16 protein-coding genes and 1 pseudogene are annotated in these 18,548 nt (G+C 65.1%); 6 read left to right on the forward strand and 11 right to left on the reverse strand.

The genetic code is table 11. From position 1 onward, the window contains the following. Window positions 1-205: 205 nt before the first annotated feature. The 5 genes and pseudogenes from U5N23_RS05340 (at window position 206) to hpnE (ending at window position 5,729) form a co-directional block, all read left to right on the forward strand. The gene (locus U5N23_RS05340; protein ID WP_322591779.1) at window positions 206-946 is read left to right on the forward strand and encodes a hypothetical protein; all 741 of its coding nucleotides are present in this window, start codon (window positions 206-208) and stop codon (window positions 944-946) included. Window positions 947-959: 13 nt separating this feature from the next. Continuing rightward, window positions 960-2,360 (forward strand): L-serine ammonia-lyase, encoded by a 1,401-nt coding sequence (locus U5N23_RS05345; protein ID WP_322591780.1) that lies wholly within the window; start codon window positions 960-962, stop codon window positions 2,358-2,360. A 171-nt stretch (window positions 2,361-2,531) separates the two neighbouring features. Continuing rightward, window positions 2,532-3,167, forward strand: coding sequence for an amino acid ABC transporter substrate-binding protein (locus tag U5N23_RS05350; protein WP_322591781.1), 636 nt, complete (start codon window positions 2,532-2,534; stop codon window positions 3,165-3,167). Window positions 3,168-3,496: 329 nt separating this feature from the next. Next, window positions 3,497-4,330, forward strand: a pseudogene (hpnD, locus tag U5N23_RS05360) (presqualene diphosphate synthase HpnD); the annotation flags it as partial. Window positions 4,331-4,415: 85 nt separating this feature from the next. After that, window positions 4,416-5,729: a hydroxysqualene dehydroxylase HpnE gene (hpnE, locus tag U5N23_RS05365; RefSeq protein WP_322591782.1), complete on the forward strand. Its 1,314-nt coding sequence runs from the start codon at window positions 4,416-4,418 to the stop codon at window positions 5,727-5,729. A 1,033-nt stretch (window positions 5,730-6,762) separates the two neighbouring features. Here the strand turns inward: hpnE and U5N23_RS05370 are convergent. The 11 genes from U5N23_RS05370 to U5N23_RS05420 all read right to left on the reverse strand — a co-directional run bounded on the left by U5N23_RS05370 (window position 6,763) and on the right by U5N23_RS05420 (window position 15,669). Then, the gene (locus U5N23_RS05370; protein ID WP_044402495.1) at window positions 6,763-6,975 is read right to left on the reverse strand and encodes a DUF2788 domain-containing protein; all 213 of its coding nucleotides are present in this window, start codon (window positions 6,973-6,975) and stop codon (window positions 6,763-6,765) included. Then, complete coding sequence (locus tag U5N23_RS05375; protein WP_322591783.1) at window positions 6,972-7,859, reverse strand: DUF2189 domain-containing protein; 888 nt, start codon at window positions 7,857-7,859, stop codon at window positions 6,972-6,974. The genes U5N23_RS05370 and U5N23_RS05375 overlap by 4 nt, the downstream gene beginning before the upstream one ends. Before the next feature lie 123 nt (window positions 7,860-7,982). After that, entirely contained in the window at window positions 7,983-8,687 is a 705-nt protein-coding gene (locus tag U5N23_RS05380; protein WP_322591784.1) for an HAD family hydrolase, read from the reverse strand. A 144-nt stretch (window positions 8,688-8,831) separates the two neighbouring features. Then, the gene (locus U5N23_RS05385) at window positions 8,832-9,896 is read right to left on the reverse strand and encodes a LacI family DNA-binding transcriptional regulator (RefSeq protein ID WP_322591785.1); all 1,065 of its coding nucleotides are present in this window, start codon (window positions 9,894-9,896) and stop codon (window positions 8,832-8,834) included. Beyond that, entirely contained in the window at window positions 9,893-10,858 is a 966-nt protein-coding gene (locus tag U5N23_RS05390; RefSeq protein WP_416208572.1) for a 2-hydroxyacid dehydrogenase, read from the reverse strand. The genes U5N23_RS05385 and U5N23_RS05390 overlap by 4 nt, the downstream gene beginning before the upstream one ends. A gap of 50 nt (window positions 10,859-10,908) precedes the next feature. After that, a complete protein-coding gene (locus tag U5N23_RS05395; protein WP_322591787.1) occupies window positions 10,909-11,862 on the reverse strand; it encodes a sugar kinase in 954 nt (317 codons plus the stop codon). Next, window positions 11,859-12,236 carry a hypothetical protein gene (locus tag U5N23_RS05400; RefSeq protein WP_322591788.1) on the reverse strand — a complete coding sequence of 126 codons (378 nt, stop codon included), beginning with the start codon at window positions 12,234-12,236 and terminating at the stop codon, window positions 11,859-11,861. The genes U5N23_RS05395 and U5N23_RS05400 overlap by 4 nt, the downstream gene beginning before the upstream one ends. A gap of 431 nt (window positions 12,237-12,667) precedes the next feature. After that, window positions 12,668-13,456, reverse strand: coding sequence for an amino acid ABC transporter ATP-binding protein (locus U5N23_RS05405; protein ID WP_322591789.1), 789 nt, complete (start codon window positions 13,454-13,456; stop codon window positions 12,668-12,670). Window positions 13,457-13,468: 12 nt separating this feature from the next. Beyond that, entirely contained in the window at window positions 13,469-14,275 is an 807-nt protein-coding gene (locus U5N23_RS05410) for a transporter substrate-binding domain-containing protein (protein ID WP_322591790.1), read from the reverse strand. A 60-nt stretch (window positions 14,276-14,335) separates the two neighbouring features. Next, window positions 14,336-14,989, reverse strand: a complete 654-nt coding sequence (locus tag U5N23_RS05415) for an amino acid ABC transporter permease (RefSeq protein WP_322591791.1) — start codon at window positions 14,987-14,989, stop codon at window positions 14,336-14,338. A gap of 8 nt (window positions 14,990-14,997) precedes the next feature. Beyond that, a complete protein-coding gene (locus U5N23_RS05420; RefSeq protein ID WP_322591792.1) occupies window positions 14,998-15,669 on the reverse strand; it encodes an amino acid ABC transporter permease in 672 nt (223 codons plus the stop codon). Window positions 15,670-15,955: 286 nt separating this feature from the next. On the opposite strand from U5N23_RS05420, the gene mutS reads away from it, so the two are divergent. Continuing rightward, the gene (gene mutS, locus U5N23_RS05425; RefSeq protein WP_322591853.1) at window positions 15,956-18,547 is read left to right on the forward strand and encodes a DNA mismatch repair protein MutS; all 2,592 of its coding nucleotides are present in this window, start codon (window positions 15,956-15,958) and stop codon (window positions 18,545-18,547) included. Window position 18,548 lies beyond the last annotated feature (1 nt).

Consider the following 18,548-nt stretch of genomic DNA (forward strand, 5'->3'; position numbering starts at 1 on the left):
TGAGCGTTTGACCGCCTGCGCCGGGTGTCAGGCGGCGGGCTGACCCTGGGCGGGGCAGGGATAGCGCGCATGGCGCCCTCTTTACTGCGCGCTAGTCTTGCGCCCCATGCGGCCAGCCGCCCGGGTCTTACCAGTTCCGGAACACGACAACAAAGACAACAATGTCCGCAAGCCAGTACCCGTGGCTTGCCAGGAGGGCCCACCGTTGACCGCCAGACATCTCTTCAAGACCCTGCAGTGGGGGCTCATCCTTTTCTGCCTGGTGTTTTCCATCGTCGGGGGCGTGGCCGCAGAGCGGGTGCTGGATGTGCTCGCGTGCCAACCTCACACCACCCCGGCGCTGAGCACCTGCTCATCGCTCACCAACCCCATTGCGCTGCGGCTGACCCCTTTTCTGTCGGCGGGCAGCGTCGTGGACTACCCGTTTGTGCTGCTGCGCAACTTCTGGGCGCTGCTCCTGGTGTGGGGGTTGGCGCTGTACGCCGCGCGCTGGGCAGACCGCCATCCCACCGCCGCTGCGGCCCTGCTGCCACGCCCGGGCCGCGTCAACCCGGCGGATGTGCTGCGCTGGGGCGTGGGCGGCCTGTTCTGGCTGCTGCTGGCGGATTTCATCGTGTTCATCTTTGCGCTGGGCCTGCCCATCGTGGGCAACCAGACCGCACGCACCATCCTCGAAAGCCTGGGCTGCTCGCCCGGCACCTTCGACCCCTTCTCATCCCCGTGCATGAGAGCCCCCGGCTTCTGGACGCCCCGCCTCTCCCTGTACGTCCTTCCCCTCGCAGGCACCCTGCTGGCGCCCGTGTGGCTGGTCATGGGGTTCTGGGATGTCCTGCTGGGCTGGCTGGCACTGATCGTGGCCACCTACGCCCTGAAATCGCACCTGTCGCAGCCTACCCGGCCGCCAGTCCGCCCCCACCCATCGGCCAAACCACTGCGCCGCTCCTGAGAACCTTTTCACCATGTCCGTCAGCGTTTTCGACCTCTTCAAGATCGGCATCGGCCCGTCCAGCTCCCACACCGTGGGCCCCATGATTGCGGCGCGGCAGTTTGCCTGCCATGTGCGCCACACCCTGGGCCTGGCCGCCGTGCACCACGTCACCGTGGAACTGTTCGGCTCGCTGTCGGCCACCGGCGTGGGCCACGGCACCGACAAGGCCGTGCTGCTGGGCCTGGCCGGGTTCGAGCCCGACCAGATAGACCCGGACCAGATCGCCCCCGCCATTGCCGACATCCGCACCCGGCAAACGCTGGCCCTGCTGGGCGAGCACCCGGTGCCGTTTGTCGAAAAGGAGCACCTGCTGTTTCGCCGCAAAAGCCTGCCGCTGCACCCCAACGGCATGGCGTTTCACGCGTTTGACGCGCAGGGCACCGAAATCGCCACTCGCGAGTACTACTCGGTGGGCGGCGGTTTTGTGATCGACGCGGCGGGCGAGCGTGTGCTCAACAGCGCCGCCACCGCAGGGCCTGATGCGGCGGGCCACGGCCAGGGCCTGCCCCACCCGTTTCGCACCGGGGCCGAGCTGCTGGCCCAGTGCCAGGCCACCGGCCTCACCCCTGCGCAGCTCATGGCCGCCAACGAACAACACTGGCGCAGCAGCGCCGAGGTGCGCCACCAGCTCATGGCCATCTGGAAAACCATGGCCGGGGCCGTGCAACGCGGCTGCGCCAGCACCGGCACCCTGCCCGGCCCCATGCATGTGCGCCGCCGCGCGGCCGAGCTGCACCACAAGCTGAGCAGCGCCCCCGAGGCCGCGCTGCGCGACCCGCTCTCGATGCTGGACTGGGTGAACCTCTACGCCATGGCGGTCAACGAGGAGAACGCCGCTGGCGGCCGCGTGGTGACGGCGCCCACCAACGGCGCGGCGGGCGTGATCCCGGCCGTGCTGCACTACTACGTGAACTTCTTGCCCAGTGCGAACGAGGACGGCATTGCCACCTTTTTGCTCACCGCAGGCGCCATCGGCATCCTCTACAAGGAAAACGCCTCGATCTCGGGTGCCGAGGTGGGCTGCCAGGGCGAGGTGGGCGTGGCCTGCTCCATGGCAGCAGGCGCGCTGGCTGCGGTGATGGGCGGCACCCCCGAGCAGATCGAGAACGCCGCCGAGATCGGCATGGAGCACAACCTGGGCATGACCTGCGACCCGGTGGGCGGGCTGGTGCAGATCCCCTGCATCGAACGCAACGCCATGGGCGCCATCAAGGCCATCAACGCCGCCCGCATGGCGCTGCGCGGCGACGGCCAGCATGTGGTCTCGCTCGACAAGGTCATCAAGACCATGATGCAGACCGGTGCGGACATGAAGGTCAAATACAAGGAGACATCGCGCGGCGGGCTGGCGGTGAATGTGGTGGAATGCTGACAAACCTGTCGCCAATGTGACACAACGACAGATGCCGCAGCACAATGCGCGGCGAGCAGCCTCGCGCGCTTCCTGCGACGCCTGGCATGCATGGTCCCGTCACCTTTTCCGTTTCCTATGCACCTCTTCTCTGCGCTGCGAGCCCTGCTACTGATCCTTCCCCTGTCCTGCATGTCCCCTGGCGCCTGGGCGCAAGACACCCTGACCCACATTGCCAAGACCGGCGAATTGCGACTGGGGCACCGCGAGGCATCCCACCCCTTCTCCTACAAAGACCCAGCCACTGGACAGGTGCGTGGCTACAGCGTTGATATCTGCACCAAGATTTACGAGGAGCTCAAGAAGGAGCTCAAGCGCCCCGACCTGCGCCTGACCTATGTACTGGTAGACGGCAAGAACCGCCTTGCGGACCTGAAAAACAACGTAGTGGACCTGGAATGCGGCACAACCACCAACACCCTGGAGCGGCAGAAGGAAGTCGCCTTCAGCCACCACATCTTCATCGCCACCACTGCGTTCCTCGTGCGCAAGGACTCGGGCATCAAGACGGTGGACGATCTGAATGGCAAACGCATTGCCGTAGAACGAAAAACCACCAATGATGGCGTACTGGCCACCAACGAACGCACCTACCACCGCAAATTCATCTACGTGCCGGTGGACAGCACCGCACAGGGACTGGATGCACTCACGCGCGGGGAGGCAGATGCGGTTTTTGCAGACGATGCAGGCCTGCTGGAGTCCGCACTGACCCGCTCGGCAAGGCCATGGGGGACTACCAGTTTCTGGAAAAGCGTCTTTCGGTAGAGCCCTACAGCATTGGTCTGCGCAGGCAAGACCCCCGCTTCAAGGAGCTGGTAGACCAAGTCACCCGCCGCCTGATCCAGACCGGTGAGATGGCGGCTCTCTACAAAAAGTGGTTCCACTCGGACCAAGGCACGCTCCCCATGAGCGTCTTCATGCGCGAAGCGCTCAAGCGGCCCAGCGACGTGGGCGTGGAACAGATCGCCTTTTGATGCCTTTCGGCCTGCCGCAGAACTGCCGCAGAACAGGCAGGCCAAACTGGGGAACTGCGGCCTCCACCAGCTGCCGGGTTGCATTCGCGGGCAATGTCTGCCATGGGACAATCCCGCCCCATGACCCCACAGCAATACGTACAGCAAAAAGCCGTGGCCTCGGGCAGCAGCTTCTACTACGCCTTTCTCTTCTTGCCAGCGCCGCGCCGCGCCGCCATCACGGCGTTCTATGCGTTCTGCCGCGAAGTGGACGATGTGGTGGACGAAGTGACCGACCCCGGCGTGGCGCGCACCAAGCTCGCCTGGTGGCAGGCCGAGGTGGCCAAAGCCTATGCGGGCCAGCCCACCCACCCCGTGATGCTTGCGCTGATGCCGCACGCCGCCGACTACGGCATTGAACAACGCCACCTGCAGGCCGTGATCGACGGCTGCCAGATGGACCTGGAGCAGACCCGCTACCTCGACTTTGCGGGCCTCAAGGGCTACTGCCATCTGGTGGCGGGCATCGTGGGCGAAGTTGCCGCGCGCATCTTTGGCCAGACGGATGACCCACGCACCACCGAATACGCCCACACGCTGGGCCTGGCGTTTCAGCTCACCAACATCATCCGCGACGTGGGCGAAGACGCCATGCTGGGCCGCATCTACCTGCCGGTGAACGAGCTGCAGCAGTTTGATGTGAAGGCGCACGAGATCCTCAAGCGCACCTATTCCGACCGCTTCACGGCGCTGATGCGGTTTCAGGCCGAGCGCGCGCACCGCCTGTACGACGAGGCCCTGGCCCTGCTGCCCGACGCCGACCGCCGCGCCCAAAAGCCCGGCCTGATGATGGCCAGCATCTACCGCACCCTGCTGCGCGAGATCGAGCACGACAACTTCCAGGTGCTGCACCAGCGCATCAAGCTCACGCCGCTGCGCAAGTTCTGGCTGGCGTGGAAGGTGCAGGCGCTGGGCGCGGATGTCGATGCCGTAGGCCCGCCTGCGCCCATGAACGGTCGCCGACTGAAAGTGGCGGTGCATGGGTGCAGGCTGGGCGGGCATGGCCGCCGCCATCGCCCACACGCAGGCAGGCCGCCAAGTCACCGTGTTCGAGGCCGCCCGCACCGTGGGCGGGCGCGCACGCGCGGTAGAGGCCACGCTGCCCGATGGCACCCCCGCCACACTCGACAACGGCCAGCACATCCTGATTGGCGCCTACGCCGAAAGCCTGCGCCTGATGCGGCTGGTGGGTGTCGACGTTGACACCGCCCTGCTGCGCCTGCCGCTCACGCTGCAGTTCCCCGACGGCCAGGGCCTGCAGCTGCCCGACCTGCCGCCACCGCTGGACGCGCTGCTGGGCATTGCCCGCGCCAAGGGCTGGGGCTGGCGCGACAAGCTGGCGCTGCTGCGCACGGCCACGGCCTGGCAACTGCGCGGGTTTCGCTGCGCGCCCGCCACATCGGTGGCCGCGCTGTGCGCCCCGCTCACGCCGCGGCTGATGGCGGAGTTCATCGACCCGCTGTGTGTGTCGGCCCTCAACACCCCCGCCAACCAGGCCAGCGGCCAGGTGTTTCTGCGCGTGCTGCAGGACAGCCTGTTCAGCGGGCGCGGCGGCTCCAACCTACTGCTGCCACGTGCGGACTTAGGCGCCCTCTTTCCCGAAGCCGCTGCCCGCTGGCTGCAGCAGCAAGGCGGCCAGGTCATCACCGGCCAGCGCATTCAGCGCCTGGTGCCGCTGCCCGGAGGGCGCTGGCAACCGGTCATTGCGGCCAACGGCGCAGAAGACCCCGAAGCGTTCGACCACGTCACCCTGGCCTGCCCGTCGTGGGAGGCGAGCCGCCTGGTCGAAGGCCTGGCGGGCACAGCGGGCCTGGCCAGTGCGGCCCGCTGGAGCGCCACCACCAGTGCCCTGCAGTTTGAGGCCATCACCACCGTCTATGCCCACGCCCTGGGCGCCCACCTGCCCCAGCCCATGCTGGCGCTGCGCAATACCGCTGCCCATCCGGCGCAGTTTGTGTTTGACCGGGGCCAGCTCGACGGCCAGCACGGGTTGCTGGCCTTTGTGGTGAGCGCCAGCGACGGCGACCGGGCCTTGATCGAGCAGCAGGTGCTGCAGCAGGCCGCCAAGCAGCTGGGCCTGCCCAGCCTGCAACCGGTGCAAACCGTGGTGGAGAAACGTGCCACCTTTGCCTGCACCCCCGGCCTGCAGCGGCCCGGCATGCAGGTGCTGCCGGGGCTGACGGCCTGCGGCGACTATGTGGACGGCCCCTACCCCGCCACGCTGGAAGGCGCGGTGCTCAGCGGCACGGCTGCGGCGCGGCCAGGTGAGAAAGAGGACCGCGTAAGGGGCAGGGTCGGGCTCGTAACCCGATAGGTTTTTAGGTGATTTTGTGTGATTAGGAATACCTAGATGACGAAGAATGGGAAGGGTCCAAAAAAAAAAGAGCGAAAAGAGCAAGCTATCAGTTCCAACGGGTCTGTCACTTCCAGTTTCAGCCCTGTAGGAGGAGAGAGTGGAGCGCGCCTTTGTGGCCGCCCGTGGCCCCTGTAGTGGAGTGCGCACACTGGGTGAAGGCTTCTTTAACACCCGAATGGGGTGGTCGATTGTGTGGGAGTGCTTCATCTGTGGTACCAAAGCTCATCCATCGTGGGACGTGATGGAGCACACCCATCTGCCCCTGAGGTGTGGTTCCTGGTATGTATCTGCTCACAAGAACAAGAACGCCATCAGCGCTCTGGCCCTCAAGCGCCAACTGGGGTGTCCTACAAAACGGGTGGTATGAAGAAGTGATGAGACATGGGAGGGATGAGGCTACCGCCTGAAGGGGTGTGGAGATCGACGATGCCTACCCTCGGGGGAGGTGAGGCCACATCAACGGGGGGAAGGTGCCAACAAGACAGCCTTCGTCGCCGGGGAGACCAGTGCCGATGGCCGTCCCCTGACATGCGCCTGACGCCCGGGCGGCCCCAAGAGCAAAAGGGGCGACACGGGCTTGGCGCCAGTTCGCGCAGGGTGGCGCCTGGTGTGCACTTTTTAGGGGGCAGGCCAGGCCAGATGAGGCCATGGACGGGGTGGACGCAGGGTGGAGACGCCGAGCTTCGCACTGGGTCAACACCTTCTGGGGAACCTCAAAACCAGATGGCCGGAACCTATCACCGCTGACCATGCCAAGTATGCCCAGCGCTATCTGGCCGAGTTCTGCTGGGATTTAACCGTCCTTTGATCTGCCTGCCATGCTGCCCAGAACTGCGCGAGCTGGGCTACTACACGCCCTCCCATTGCCGTACTACGCCTATCGGGAAACCTCAAGCCATTTCAGCCTCTGGCGCTTATCCATAAAGCGCTTAACAGCTATCCATTCAATAGCAAAAGCACAAGACCCGGCTTACGGATCGAAGGCTCCCCGTCAGCGCTCCAGCCACCACTGGATCACCACCTTGGCCAGGAACCCCAGAAACCCCACGCCCAGGCCCAGGAAGAGCACAAAGGTGCCAAACCGCCCCGCCTTGGACTCCCACGCCAGCTGCCCGATGATGAACAGCATGTACAGGATGAACGCCCCCACGCCATAGGTGAGGAAGAAGCCCGAGATCTGCGCCTCGGTAAAGCCGAAGATCACGGCGCTACCCCGCTCTGTGGGGCGGCGGGTTGTGTGCCGCTGCCGCATCCGCGTGGCGGCAGGCTGGACGGGTCAATCAGGTCGCGGTAGGCGTGCCAGCTGGCATGGCCCAGCATGGGCATCACGACGATCAGGCCCAGCAGCAGCGAGCCCAGGCCCAGCAAGGTAAAGCCCAGGATGATGGCCGCCCAGAACGCCATGGGCAGCGGGTTGGTCAGCACCGCCTGCCAGCTGGCCAGCACGGCTTGCAGCAGCGTGGCGCGGCGGTCCAGCAGCAGCGGCATGGCCACCACGCTGGAGGCAAATATCGGCGCCGCCATCAGGCTGCCCAGGGCCAGCCACAGCTCAAACAACCATCCGTCGTTGGCCAGCACCACATGGCGCAGAAAGTCGAGCGGCGTCTCGATCGGCACCGGGGCCAGCAGCGTGATGAGCGCCGCCGAGGTCATGACCCAGCCCGAGGCCGCCAGCGCCAGCAAGGCACCAAACTGCACCATGCACCAGTAGTCGTTGCCCCATTTGTTCACGTGGCTGTTCTGCCAGTTGAACCAGGTCTTGAGCACCACGCCCAGGTTGGCGCTTTCGCCGCGCTCCAGCGCGCGGCTCAGCGCATACAGGCTGGTGGCCAGCACCGGCGCCACCACCAGAAAGCCCGACAGCGCCCCCGCCAGCAGCCAGAACCGGTTGTGCGCCACGGCCATGATGGCCGCGCCCAGCACCGTCATGGCCAGGCCGTGGGCAAAGCTGATCCAGCCCGCCCGCGCCATGTCGCGCCAGGCCAGCACCAGCCAGGTCAGCGGCTGCGTGAGGCCAATGGTGCGAACGGCGGGTAGTTTGGGAGGTGGGGGATGGTGGAGTGCGCGGCATGAGAGGGTGAAGTGCACGCCGAGTGTGGCGTCAACCGCTGGACGGATCAAGCGCGCATGCGGCAGTTCAAGCCATGCCGCACCCAAGTCTTGACCTGGGACAAGAAACCGGGCGGGAGCGCACCCTGCTCCCGACAGGCGTCAGGCCATCAGCTTGCACAGCGCCGTGAGGCTGCCCACCGTGGCATGGGGCTGTGCGCCGTGCGGCCAGGGGTGGTTGGCGGTGTTGATCCACACCGCCTGCATGCCTGCGTTCAGCGCGCCCTGGGCATCCAGCGTGGCGTCGTCGCCAATATGCAAGACCTCGTGCGGCTGCACCTCGCTGCGTCGGCTGCAGCATGAAATATGCGCACGTCGGGCTTGGCAATACCGAAGCATCGACGCACTGATGCTGGCCCGAAAGTAGTGGCCGATGCCAATGCGGTGCACATCGGCATTGCCGTTGGACAGCGCCACCACGGGGTAGCGCGCCGACAGAAAGGCCAGCGTGTCGTGCGCATCGTCGAAAAGCTCCACACGCTGGCGTTCGGCAAAGAACAAGTCAAAGGCAGGCTCTGCCAGCGCGGGCTCGTCACCCGCCTGCGTCAGCGCAAGGCGGATGGACTCGCGCCGCATGGCGCTCAGGTCGCTTCGCAGATCAGGCCGCAACGACACCATCTGGTTGCGGATGGCCCGCAGCGCCTCGGTGTTGGAGAACAAGGCTGCCGTGGCGGGCGCGTGGTGGGTGAGCCAGTCCAGCAGCACGTTTTCGGCCCGCGTGATGGTGGGCCAGATGGGCCAGAGCGTGTCGTCCAGGTCGATGGAGATGGCGCGGATGCGGGAGATGTCCAGGGAGGGGTTCAGCACAAGGGCGCACCTGCAAAAATCAGCACGGGGAGAGGGAAGCGAAACGGGATGATGGCGCACGGGGCCCGACGCGCCCGGTGGCAGCCACAAAGCATACCGCAGCACCTCCTGCACCAACGGGCCAATGCACCCATCGACAAAGGGTCAGCCCGGCGCCTTGGGCGATGGCAGACCCTGCGATGACCCGCGCACGATTAGCCGCCCCGGCAGCAGGCTTTCGCGCACAGGGCCTTGCAGTCCTCCGAGCCGCTCCAGCAGGCACTGCGCGGCGCGGTGGCCAATGGCGTCGGTGGGCTGCGCCACCGTGGTCAGGCCGGGCCGTATCAGCGGCGCCCACTCGGGGTCGTCAAACCCTACAAACCCCAGCTCCTGCCCAAAGGTCCAGCCCACCCGCGACACGGCCGCTGCCACGCGCAGTGTCACCACCGAATTGCCAGCGACCACGGCGCAGCGCTCGCCCGGCTTTGCCTTTTGGCGCCAGCGCGCAAGGGCCTGGTCCAGCACCTCGTCGCTTTGCTCCGCCGCAAGCTCCAGCACCTCGCCGCGCACGCTGCGCCCTTGTGCAGCCAAAAAAGCGCGAAACGCCGCCGTGCGCTCGATGCGGGAGCTCACGCCCAACAGCGGCTGGGTGATGTACAGCAGGTGCTGCCACCCTTGTTCCACCAGGTGCGCGCAGGCGTCGCGCATGGCGCCTTCGTTGTCCAGCGACACAAAGTCGGCCGCCAGGCCGGTGTGGCGCCGGTCTACCAGCACGGCGGGTTTGCCGTGCAGGGTGTTCACGTCGGTTTGGCCGTCGCCCTGCCCCAGGGTGTTGAGGATGAACCCGTCCACCTGGTAGCTGGCCAGGGCGTCGATGGCGGCGCGCTCACGCTCGCGGTCGTTGCCCAGGTTGAACAGCATGACCAGGTAGCCCGCCTCCTGGCAGACCTTCTCGGCACCGCGCAGCACGGCCACCGAATACGGGTTGGTAATGTCGGCCACCACCAGGCCGATAAGCCGCGAGCGCCCGTGGCTCAGCGCCTGCGCCATGGGGCTGGGCACATAGGCCAGCTTGGCAATGGCGGCCTCCACGCGGGCGGCGATGTCGGGGCTGAGCAAGCGCTCACGGTGGTTGAAGAACCGCGACACCGTGGCCTTGGACACGCCCGCCTCTGCCGCCACATCGGCAATGGTGGGGCGGGCCCGGGGGGTGTTGGGAAGGGTGCTCATGCCTGTGCGCAGTGGTACACCGCTGCGGGGCGCTGGCCTGCCAAGGCCTGCAGCAGGTTGGTGGTGGCCAGCGCCGCCATGGCATGGCGCGTGTCGTGCGTGGCCGAGCCGATGTGGGGCAGCGGCGTGACGCGCGGGTGGGTGCGCAGGGGCGAAGCCAGCGGCAGCGGCTCCGTGGCGAACACATCCAGGCCCGCCGCGCGCAAGTGGCCGCTGTCCAGCGCGGCCAGCAGCTCGTCTTCCACCACGGTGGCGCCCCGGCCGCCGTTGATGAAAATCGCGCCGGGCTTCATGGCCGCAAAAATGGCTGCGTTGACCATGCCCCGCGTGCTGTCCGACAGCGGCAGCATGGCCACCACGAAGTCAGCGCGGGCCAGCAAGCTGGGCAGCGGCACGTGGTGGGCCTTGCCTTGCAGCTCGGGCGCCTGCGCGGCCAGGTCCACCGGCCTGCGCGCGTGGTAGAGCACCGGCATGCCGAAGCCCAGCGCTGCGCGGCGCGCGATCGCCTGGCCGATGCGGCCGAAGCCGAGCAGCCCCAGCGTCTTGCCGTGCACATCGCAGCCAAACAGATCCTCGCCAATGTTCTTCGTCCAGCGGCCTTCGCGCACAAGTTGCGACAGCTCCACCACGCGGCGGCTCGTGGCCATCAGCAGCGCAAACACGGAGTCTGCCACCGTTTCGTCGAGCACTCCGGGGGTGTGGCACAGCAGAATGCCGCGCGCCTGCAGCGCATCGAGCGCGTAGTTGTCCACGCCCACGGAAACGCTGGAGACCACCTCCAGACGCGGCGCGCGGGCCAGCAAAGCCGCATCCACGGGGAAGCTGGAGCCAATCAGCCCGTGCGCCTGCGCCAGCGCGGCATCAAAACGGGCGCGTTCTTCGGGCTTGCGCGGGTCGGCCACGGTCACGTCGTGCACGGCCTGCAGCCGCGCGAGCTGGTCGGGCGGCAGCTCGCGAAACACCAGCACCTGCTTGCGTCACGGCGCCAGGTGCACTAGCGGCTGGGATGGGGTCACAGCCCGCCTCCTGCGCTGCGCCTGGTGGGCAGCCCTTCGGTGTCGCCGAGCACCTGCACGGCACGCGCGCCAATCCATGCGCCGCGGCGCACGGCAGCCTGCACGGGCTGCCCGGCCAGCAAGGCGCTGATCACGCCCACGGCAAAACCATCGCCCGCACCCACGGTGTCCACCACCTGCGCCACCGGCACGCCGGGCACATGGCCCGTGCCTTCTGTGGCGCTGTCGTAGTAAGCACCCTCGGCACCCAGCTTGACCACCACCAGCTTGGCGCCGCGTTCCCGGTAGAAACGCGCCACGCCCTCAGGGGTGGTTTCACCGGTCAGGAAAACGCCCTCTTCCATGCCCGGCAGCACCCAGTCGGCATAGGTGGCCAGGGTGTTGATCCAGTGGCGCATGGTCTCGGGCGATGACCACAGCGTGGGCCGCAGATTGGGGTCGAACGAAATGGTGCGGCCCGCGGCACGCATCACCTCCAGCGTGCGGATGGCGGCCTGCAGGCTGGTGTCGGAAATGGCGGCGAACACGCCGGTGGCATGCAGATGGCGCGCGGACCGCAGCCAGGCTTCGTCCACATCCGCAGGGCCCATCTGGCTGGCGGCCGAGCCCTTGCGGTGGTATTCCACCTGCGGGTCGCGGCCATCGGTCACGCGCTCCTTGAACTGGAAGCCGGTGCGCTGCGTGGCATCGCACACCACGTGCGAGCAGTCAATGCCCTCGCCCTGCATGGCAGCCAGCAGCGCGCGGCCCATGGAGTCGGTGCCCAGGCGGCTGGCCCAGCCCACCTTCAGGCCCAGGCGCGCCAGGCCAATGGCCACATTGGTTTCCGCACCCGCCGTGCGTTTGTAGAAACCCGTGGCGTTCTCCAGCGGGCCGGGCTCGTTGGCGACCAGCAGCAGCATGGCCTCGCCAAACAGCGCAACGTCAAAGGTGGACTCTGTCGTGGTCATGCAAGCTCCCGCGCTGCGCGGATGAAGGCCACCTGGTCGCGCGTCACGGCCACCAGGTCGTCGCCGATCAACGGGTATTCAATGGCGTGGGGCACATCGGCGGGCAGTGCGCGCAGCACGGCGCGCCAAGGCGCCACCGACTCACCCAGCGGCACCGCCACCCACTTGCCCGGCAGGCGCTGCACGCCCTTGCAGTGCACGTAGCGCACATACGGCGCCAGGGCCTGCGCGGCCTGCAGCGGGCATTCGCCCTGCCAGTGCCAGTTGCCCATGTCAAAGGTCATGCCCAGGTCCAGGCCCGCCTGCGCCTGGGCTGTAAAAAAGGCCTGCATGGCAGGCAGCGTGCCTGCGGCAGGTGTCTGGTCGTTCTCCATGCACCAGCTCCACCTGCGGCTGCGCCACGAGCAGAACCTTTCAGGTGGCGCCAGCGATGCCGTGCGACAGCGGCGCCAAAGCCACCGATCGACATCTTCAACCGCGACGCGCCGCAGCACCTGCGCTGCGGTGGCAAGGCCACGCGCCAAGGCCGCCAGTGTCGAGATCGGCCCTGTGCGGTCCACAGGCCTTCGGGGCTGGAATACACCGCAGCCAGGCCCGCCAACGCGGGCAATTCCACAGCCGCATCACGCAGCAACTCGCCGCGCACTTCCACGCCATCGGCACCAGCCGTCTGGGCCAACATCGTGCACCAGAGTTGGCCGTGTCGCCCCACCTCCGCGGCCCCAAAGGACGAGAGAGATATCAATACATCCATGTTGTTTACGTGTTCAACTGCGACCGCCTTTGCGACATCGCGGGTCTGGCCTTAGTGCGCCTGATGTGAGGTCAGGATCTGACCCAAGAATTGGCGTGTCTTCTCGTGTTGCGGCTGGCCAAAGAACTGCTGGGGTGGGGCCTGCTCCAGAATTTTTCCGTCCGCCATAAAGATCACCCGGTCCGCCACACTGCGGGCAAAGCCCATTTCATGGGTCACGCACAGCATGGTCATACCGTCTTCGGCCAGGCCAATCATGGTGTCCAATACTTCCTTCACCATCTCAGGATCCAGCGCCGAGGTAGGCTCGTCAAACAGCATGACCTTGGGCGACATGCACAACGCGCGCGCAATCGCCACCCGCTGTTGCTGCCCGCCCGAAAGCTGGCTGGGGTGCTTGTGTGCTTGCTCGGGAATGCGCACGCGGGTCAGGTAGCGCATGGCAACTTCCTCAGCCTCTTCTTTGCCCATGCCCTTGGAGCGCATGGGAGCCAAGGTGCAATTCTCCAGAATTGTGAGGTGCGGAAACAGATTGAACTGCTGGAACACCATACCCACTTCGGCACGCACGGCATCCACATTCTTGCCACCGGCGGTGAGGTCAATCCCGTCCACCACGATGCGGCCCTTTTGCACCGTCTCCAGACGGTTGATGCAACGGATCAAGGTGGACTTTCCTGAGCCAGACGGCCCGCAGATCACAATGCGTTCGCCCTGCCGAACAGACAAATCAATGTCGGTCAGTACCTGAAAGCGGTCGTACCACTTGTTCACCCCTTCCATGCGGATGATGGGTTCCTGCGCTGCGGGGGCGCCAACGTTCGTGACTGCGTCCGTCATGGCCAGTAGTCCTTATTGCAGCTTAGGCAGATCGGTTTCCAGCCACTTGCGGTAGAGCTTGTTCAACTCACCGTTGGCGGTGTTGCGGGCCACAAATTCGTTCATGGCTTTACTCAAGTCGTCTTGGCCTGGGCGGCTGGCGATACCCATCGCCTGTTGCACCAGGTTGAATTTGTTCTCAAAGGTGTTGGCGGGCACGCGCTTGGCGATTTGGGCCGCCACGGTCACGGAGCAACCAATGGCATCGACCTGGCCGGACATCAGCGCCTGCATGGCAGAAGCGTCGTCGTCAAAGCGGCGGATCTCAGTGCCTTCGGGCGCCGCCTTGGTCACGGCGACGTCTTGGGTACTGGCGCGGGCTACACCCACGCGCACGCCCTTGAGGTCAGCACCCGACTTGATCGGGAGAGCCGTCTTGCCGTACAACACGATGGTGGCGGCGGCGTACGGCGACGAGAACTGGACTTGCTGCGCGCGCGCAGGCGTGATAGCCAACGAAGCCACCAACACATCAACCTTGTTGGTCAACAGAAAAGGAATTCTGTTAGGGCCGGTCACGGGAACCAAGTTCACTTTCACACCCAAGTCTTTCGCCAGCAGCTTGGCGACGTCGGCGTCGTAGCCGTCAGGCTGGTTTTGTGCGTTGGTCGTGCCGTAAGGAGGGAAGTCCACCAGCATGCCGATGGTGATTTCGCCCTTGCTTTTGATATCGCTTACGGTTTGCGCCGCAGCTTGGGTCGCAAAAGCGCCCAATGCCGAGGCCAAACCCAGGGCTGCCAGCGCTGAGGCGGCAGTACGTCGTTGGAAGGAAAAAGTCATGGTGTTGTCTCCTAAGGGTGAGGGAAAAGAAACGAGAAAGGGAAATCGATCTGCAACTGACTAGCGCGCCAAGGCCTTGGCGCGTTGGCGCTCCATCCGCGCTGCAGCCAATGACAGCGGCCAACAAATAGCGAAGTACAAAGCGGCCACGGTGGCAAATACATGCAAAGGCTGAAAAGTGGCGTTGTTGATGATTTGCCCGGCCCGGGTAATTTCGGTGAAACCAATGATGGCGGCCAGCGAGGTGCCCTTGATGATCTGCACCATGTAGCCCACGGTAGGCGGCAGTGCAATCTTGAAGGCCTGTGGCAACACCACATGGCGCATGCGGGCCACATAGTGCAGGTTCAACGCCAGAGCCGCCTCGATTTGCCCGCGCGGCACCGCCTGAATGCAACCGCGCCAGATTTCACCCAAAAAGGCCGCGCTGTTCAGAATGAGCGCGATACCGGCAGCCACCCAAGGGTTGATATCCAAACCCAACACGGGGGCGCCGAAGAAGATCAAGAACAGTTGCAGCAGCAACGGCGTTCCTTGGAACACCTGAATGAACGCGGTGGACGCGACGCGAGCGCCTGCATGTTCTGCCGTGCGGCCCAAGGCGACCAACAAACCCAGCAAGGAGCCGCCGACAAAGGCAATCAGTGAGAGCGCCAGCGTCCACTGGGCCGCCTGCACAATGAAAAGAAATTCGTTATAGCCAAAGGTACGCATAGGGAGCCTCAGCGGCGATCGGGGTAGTTCAGCGCGTGCTGATAAATCAGTTTGAACAGCGCAGAGAACGACAGCGCCAGCGCCAGATAGATAGCCGCTACCACGATGTAAATTTCGAAACTGCGGAAGGTTTCTGACTGCAAGTTGGCTGCTACCGAGGTCAGGTCGTCCGCTGAGATCACCGACACCACGGCCGAACTCAGCATCAGCAAGATGAACTGGCTGGTCAGCGCCGGGTAAATAGCCTTGAGCGCGGGCTTGAGGATGACAAAGCGAAAAATTTCCGAAGGCGTAAGGTTGAGCGCACGGCCGGCTTCGATCTGGCCTTTGGGGATGGACTCAATACCGGCCCGCACGATCTCGGCCGCATAAGCGCCCAGGTTCACCACCATGGCGGTCAGCGCGGCGGTATAGGGCGACCAGCGCAGGCCAATGCTGGGCAAGGCAAAGAAGAAAAAGTACAGCTGGACTAGGAACGGCGTGTTGCGGATCAGCTCGATATAGGCATTGACCAAGAACTTTACCCAGCCCGGACCCGAGGTCTTGCCCCAGGCGCAGCCAATGGCCACGACCAAGCCCAACAGGGTGGCCGTTAAGGACAGTTGCACGGTGATCCACGTTCCCTTGAGCAACAAGGGCCAGGCGGCAAACACGGCATCGAACTGGAATTGGTAGTTCACGGTTAGGTCATTTTCTCGGTTGCTGGAATTGTATGAAACCGGTTTCAGATGACTACTAGGGATTACCCGAATCAACAAACAAGAGCCGATTTAGCAAGGATCGCAGGCGCGCAAGGCGCACTAGCGCACCGACACGGAGCCGCTGTGTCCAGCCTCGATAATCCAACGGTACGCTTGGCGACAGACCCCCGATAGACTGACGCACCCGGGCGCTGGCTAGCCGGGTAATTTTTGGAAAGCAGACACGTTGAAACCGACCACCGCGGGCACCCCAGAACACACGCCCATGATGCAGCAGTACCTGGGCCTCAAGGCCCAGTACCCCGGCACGCTGCTGTTCTACCGCATGGGCGATTTTTACGAGATGTTCTATGAAGACGCCGAGAAAGCCGCGCGCCTGCTCGACATCACGCTGACCCAGCGCGGCCAGTCGGCCGGCCAACCGGTGGTCATGGCCGGTGTTCCCTTCCACGCGATGGAGGGCTACCTGGCCAAGCTGATCCGCCATGGTGAGTCGGTCGCCATCTGCGAGCAGACCGGTGAAGTGGGGGTGAACAAGGGCCCGGTGGAACGCAAAGTGGTCCGCGTGGTGACCCCCGGCACGCTGACCGATGCCGAGCTGCTCAACGAAAAGTCTGAATCCATTCTGATGGCCGTGCACCAGGGCCCGCGCAACCGCTGCGGCCTGGCCTGGCTGTCCGTCACCCAAGGCGTGGTGTTTTTGGCCGAGTGCGCCCCCGATGAGGTCATCAGTTGGATCAGCCGCGTGGCCCCCAGCGAGCTGACCTACAGCGCCGGCTGCACCACGGCGTTTGAAGACCGCCTCAAACGCCTGCGCTCCACCAGCAACGCGCTGTACCTGACCGCCCGGCCCGAATGGCAGTTTGACAGCGCGCTGGGCCAGCGCAAACTGCTGGACGCGCTGCAGGCTGCCAGCCTCAGCAGTTGGAACGCCCAAGACCTGCAACTGGCCCACGCCGCCAGCGCCGCACTGCTGGGCTACGCCGAGCACACGCAGGGCCGCGCCCTCACCCACATCCACCGCGTGCAGGTGCAGCGCAATGACGCGCTGATTGACCTGCCCAGCACCACACGTCGCAACCTGGAGCTGGTGCAGACCTTGCGCGGCGAAGACAGCCCCACGCTGTTCAGCCTCATCGACACCTGCATGACCGGCATGGGCAGCCGCATGCTCAAAAGCTGGTTGCTGGAGCCGCAGCGCGACCGCACCGAAGCACAACACCGGCTGCAAGCGATTGGCGTGCTCAAGTCGAACTTGTGGCAAACCCTGCGCGGCCAGCTCAAGGGTTGTGCCGATGTGGAGCGCATCACCGCCCGCACCGCACTGCGCCAGGTGCGCCCGCGCGAACTCGTGGCGCTGGTGGTAACGCTACAAAAAACAGAGCTGCTCGGGCAACATCTACGAGGGCTAGAGGGCTATTTGGCTCATATTTCAGAGCAATTGCAGCCACCGGGCGACGCCACCGCCCTGTTGGCCCGCGCCATAGCCCCCGAGCCCGCCGCGCTGGTGCGCGATGGCGGCGTGATTGCCAATGGCTTCGACGCCGACCTGGACGAACTGCGCGGCATCCAGACCAACTGCGATGCGTTTTTGCTGGACCTGGAGGTGCGCGAAAAAGCCCGCACTGGCATTGCCAACCTGCGTGTGCAGTTCAACAAGGTGCACGGCTTCTACATCGAGGTCACCACCGGCCAAGTCGACAAGGTGCCCGACGACTACCGCCGCCGCCAGACCCTGAAAAACGCCGAGCGCTTTATCACACCCGAACTCAAGGCCTTTGAAGACAAGGCCTTGAGCGCGCAGGAGCGCGCGCTGGCACGCGAGAAATATTTGTTCGAGCAAGTGCTGGACCAGTTGCAAAGCCATATTCCGCAGCTAACCCGCGTGGCGCGTTCACTGGCGGCGCTGGACGCGCTGTGTGCGCTAACCGAACGCGCGCTGACGCTGGACTGGTGCGCCCCGCAGTTTGTCGCCGAACCTTGCATCGACATCGAAGCTGGTCGCCACCCTGTGGTGCAGGCGCGGCTGGCAGAACTCAGCGGAGCGGTAGGCCCCTCCGGTAGCCGCAACTTCATTGCCAACGACTCCCGCTTCGGTGTCAAGCAGCGCATGCAAATCATCACCGGCCCCAACATGGGCGGTAAGTCCACTTACATGCGCCAGGTCGCCATCATCGTGCTGTTGGCCAGCATGGGCAGCTACGTACCGGCCAAGGCCTGCCGCCTGGGGCCGATTGACGCGATTCACACCCGCATCGGCGCAGCCGATGATTTGGCCAACGCCCAGTCCACCTTCATGCTGGAGATGACCGAGGCCGCGCAGATATTGCACAGCGCCACCCCGCACAGCCTGGTGCTAATGGACGAGATTGGTCGGGGCACCAGCACCTTTGACGGCCTCGCGCTGGCCAGCGCCATCGCCACCCAACTGCACGACAAGACCCAGGCCTTCACACTGTTTGCCACGCATTACTTTGAGCTCACCGAGTTTCCGGCCACGCACCATGCGGCCATGAATGTGCATGTGAGTGCGGCCGAAGCGGGGCGCGACATCGTGTTCCTGCACGCGATTGAGCCTGGCCCCGCAAGCAAAAGCTACGGCGTGCAAGTGGCGCGCCTAGCCGGCATGCCCGCCGCAGTGCTCAACCACGCCCGCCACACTTTGGATGCATTGGAAGCCCAGGCCAGCGAATCGCAAGCCCAAGTGGACCTGTTCGCCGCGCCACCTGCTACAGAAACCGAAGCTGCCAGCGCAGTAGAGACAGCACTTGCAGCCATAAACCCTGATGCCATGAGCCCGCGGGAGGCGATGGAGGCGCTGTACCAGCTGAAAGCATTGGCAGCGAAGAACACCTAAA

It is taken from the genome of Acidovorax sp. (assembly GCF_034519795.1).
In the GTDB taxonomy this organism is placed as follows: Bacteria; Pseudomonadota; Gammaproteobacteria; order Burkholderiales; family Burkholderiaceae_C; genus Acidovorax.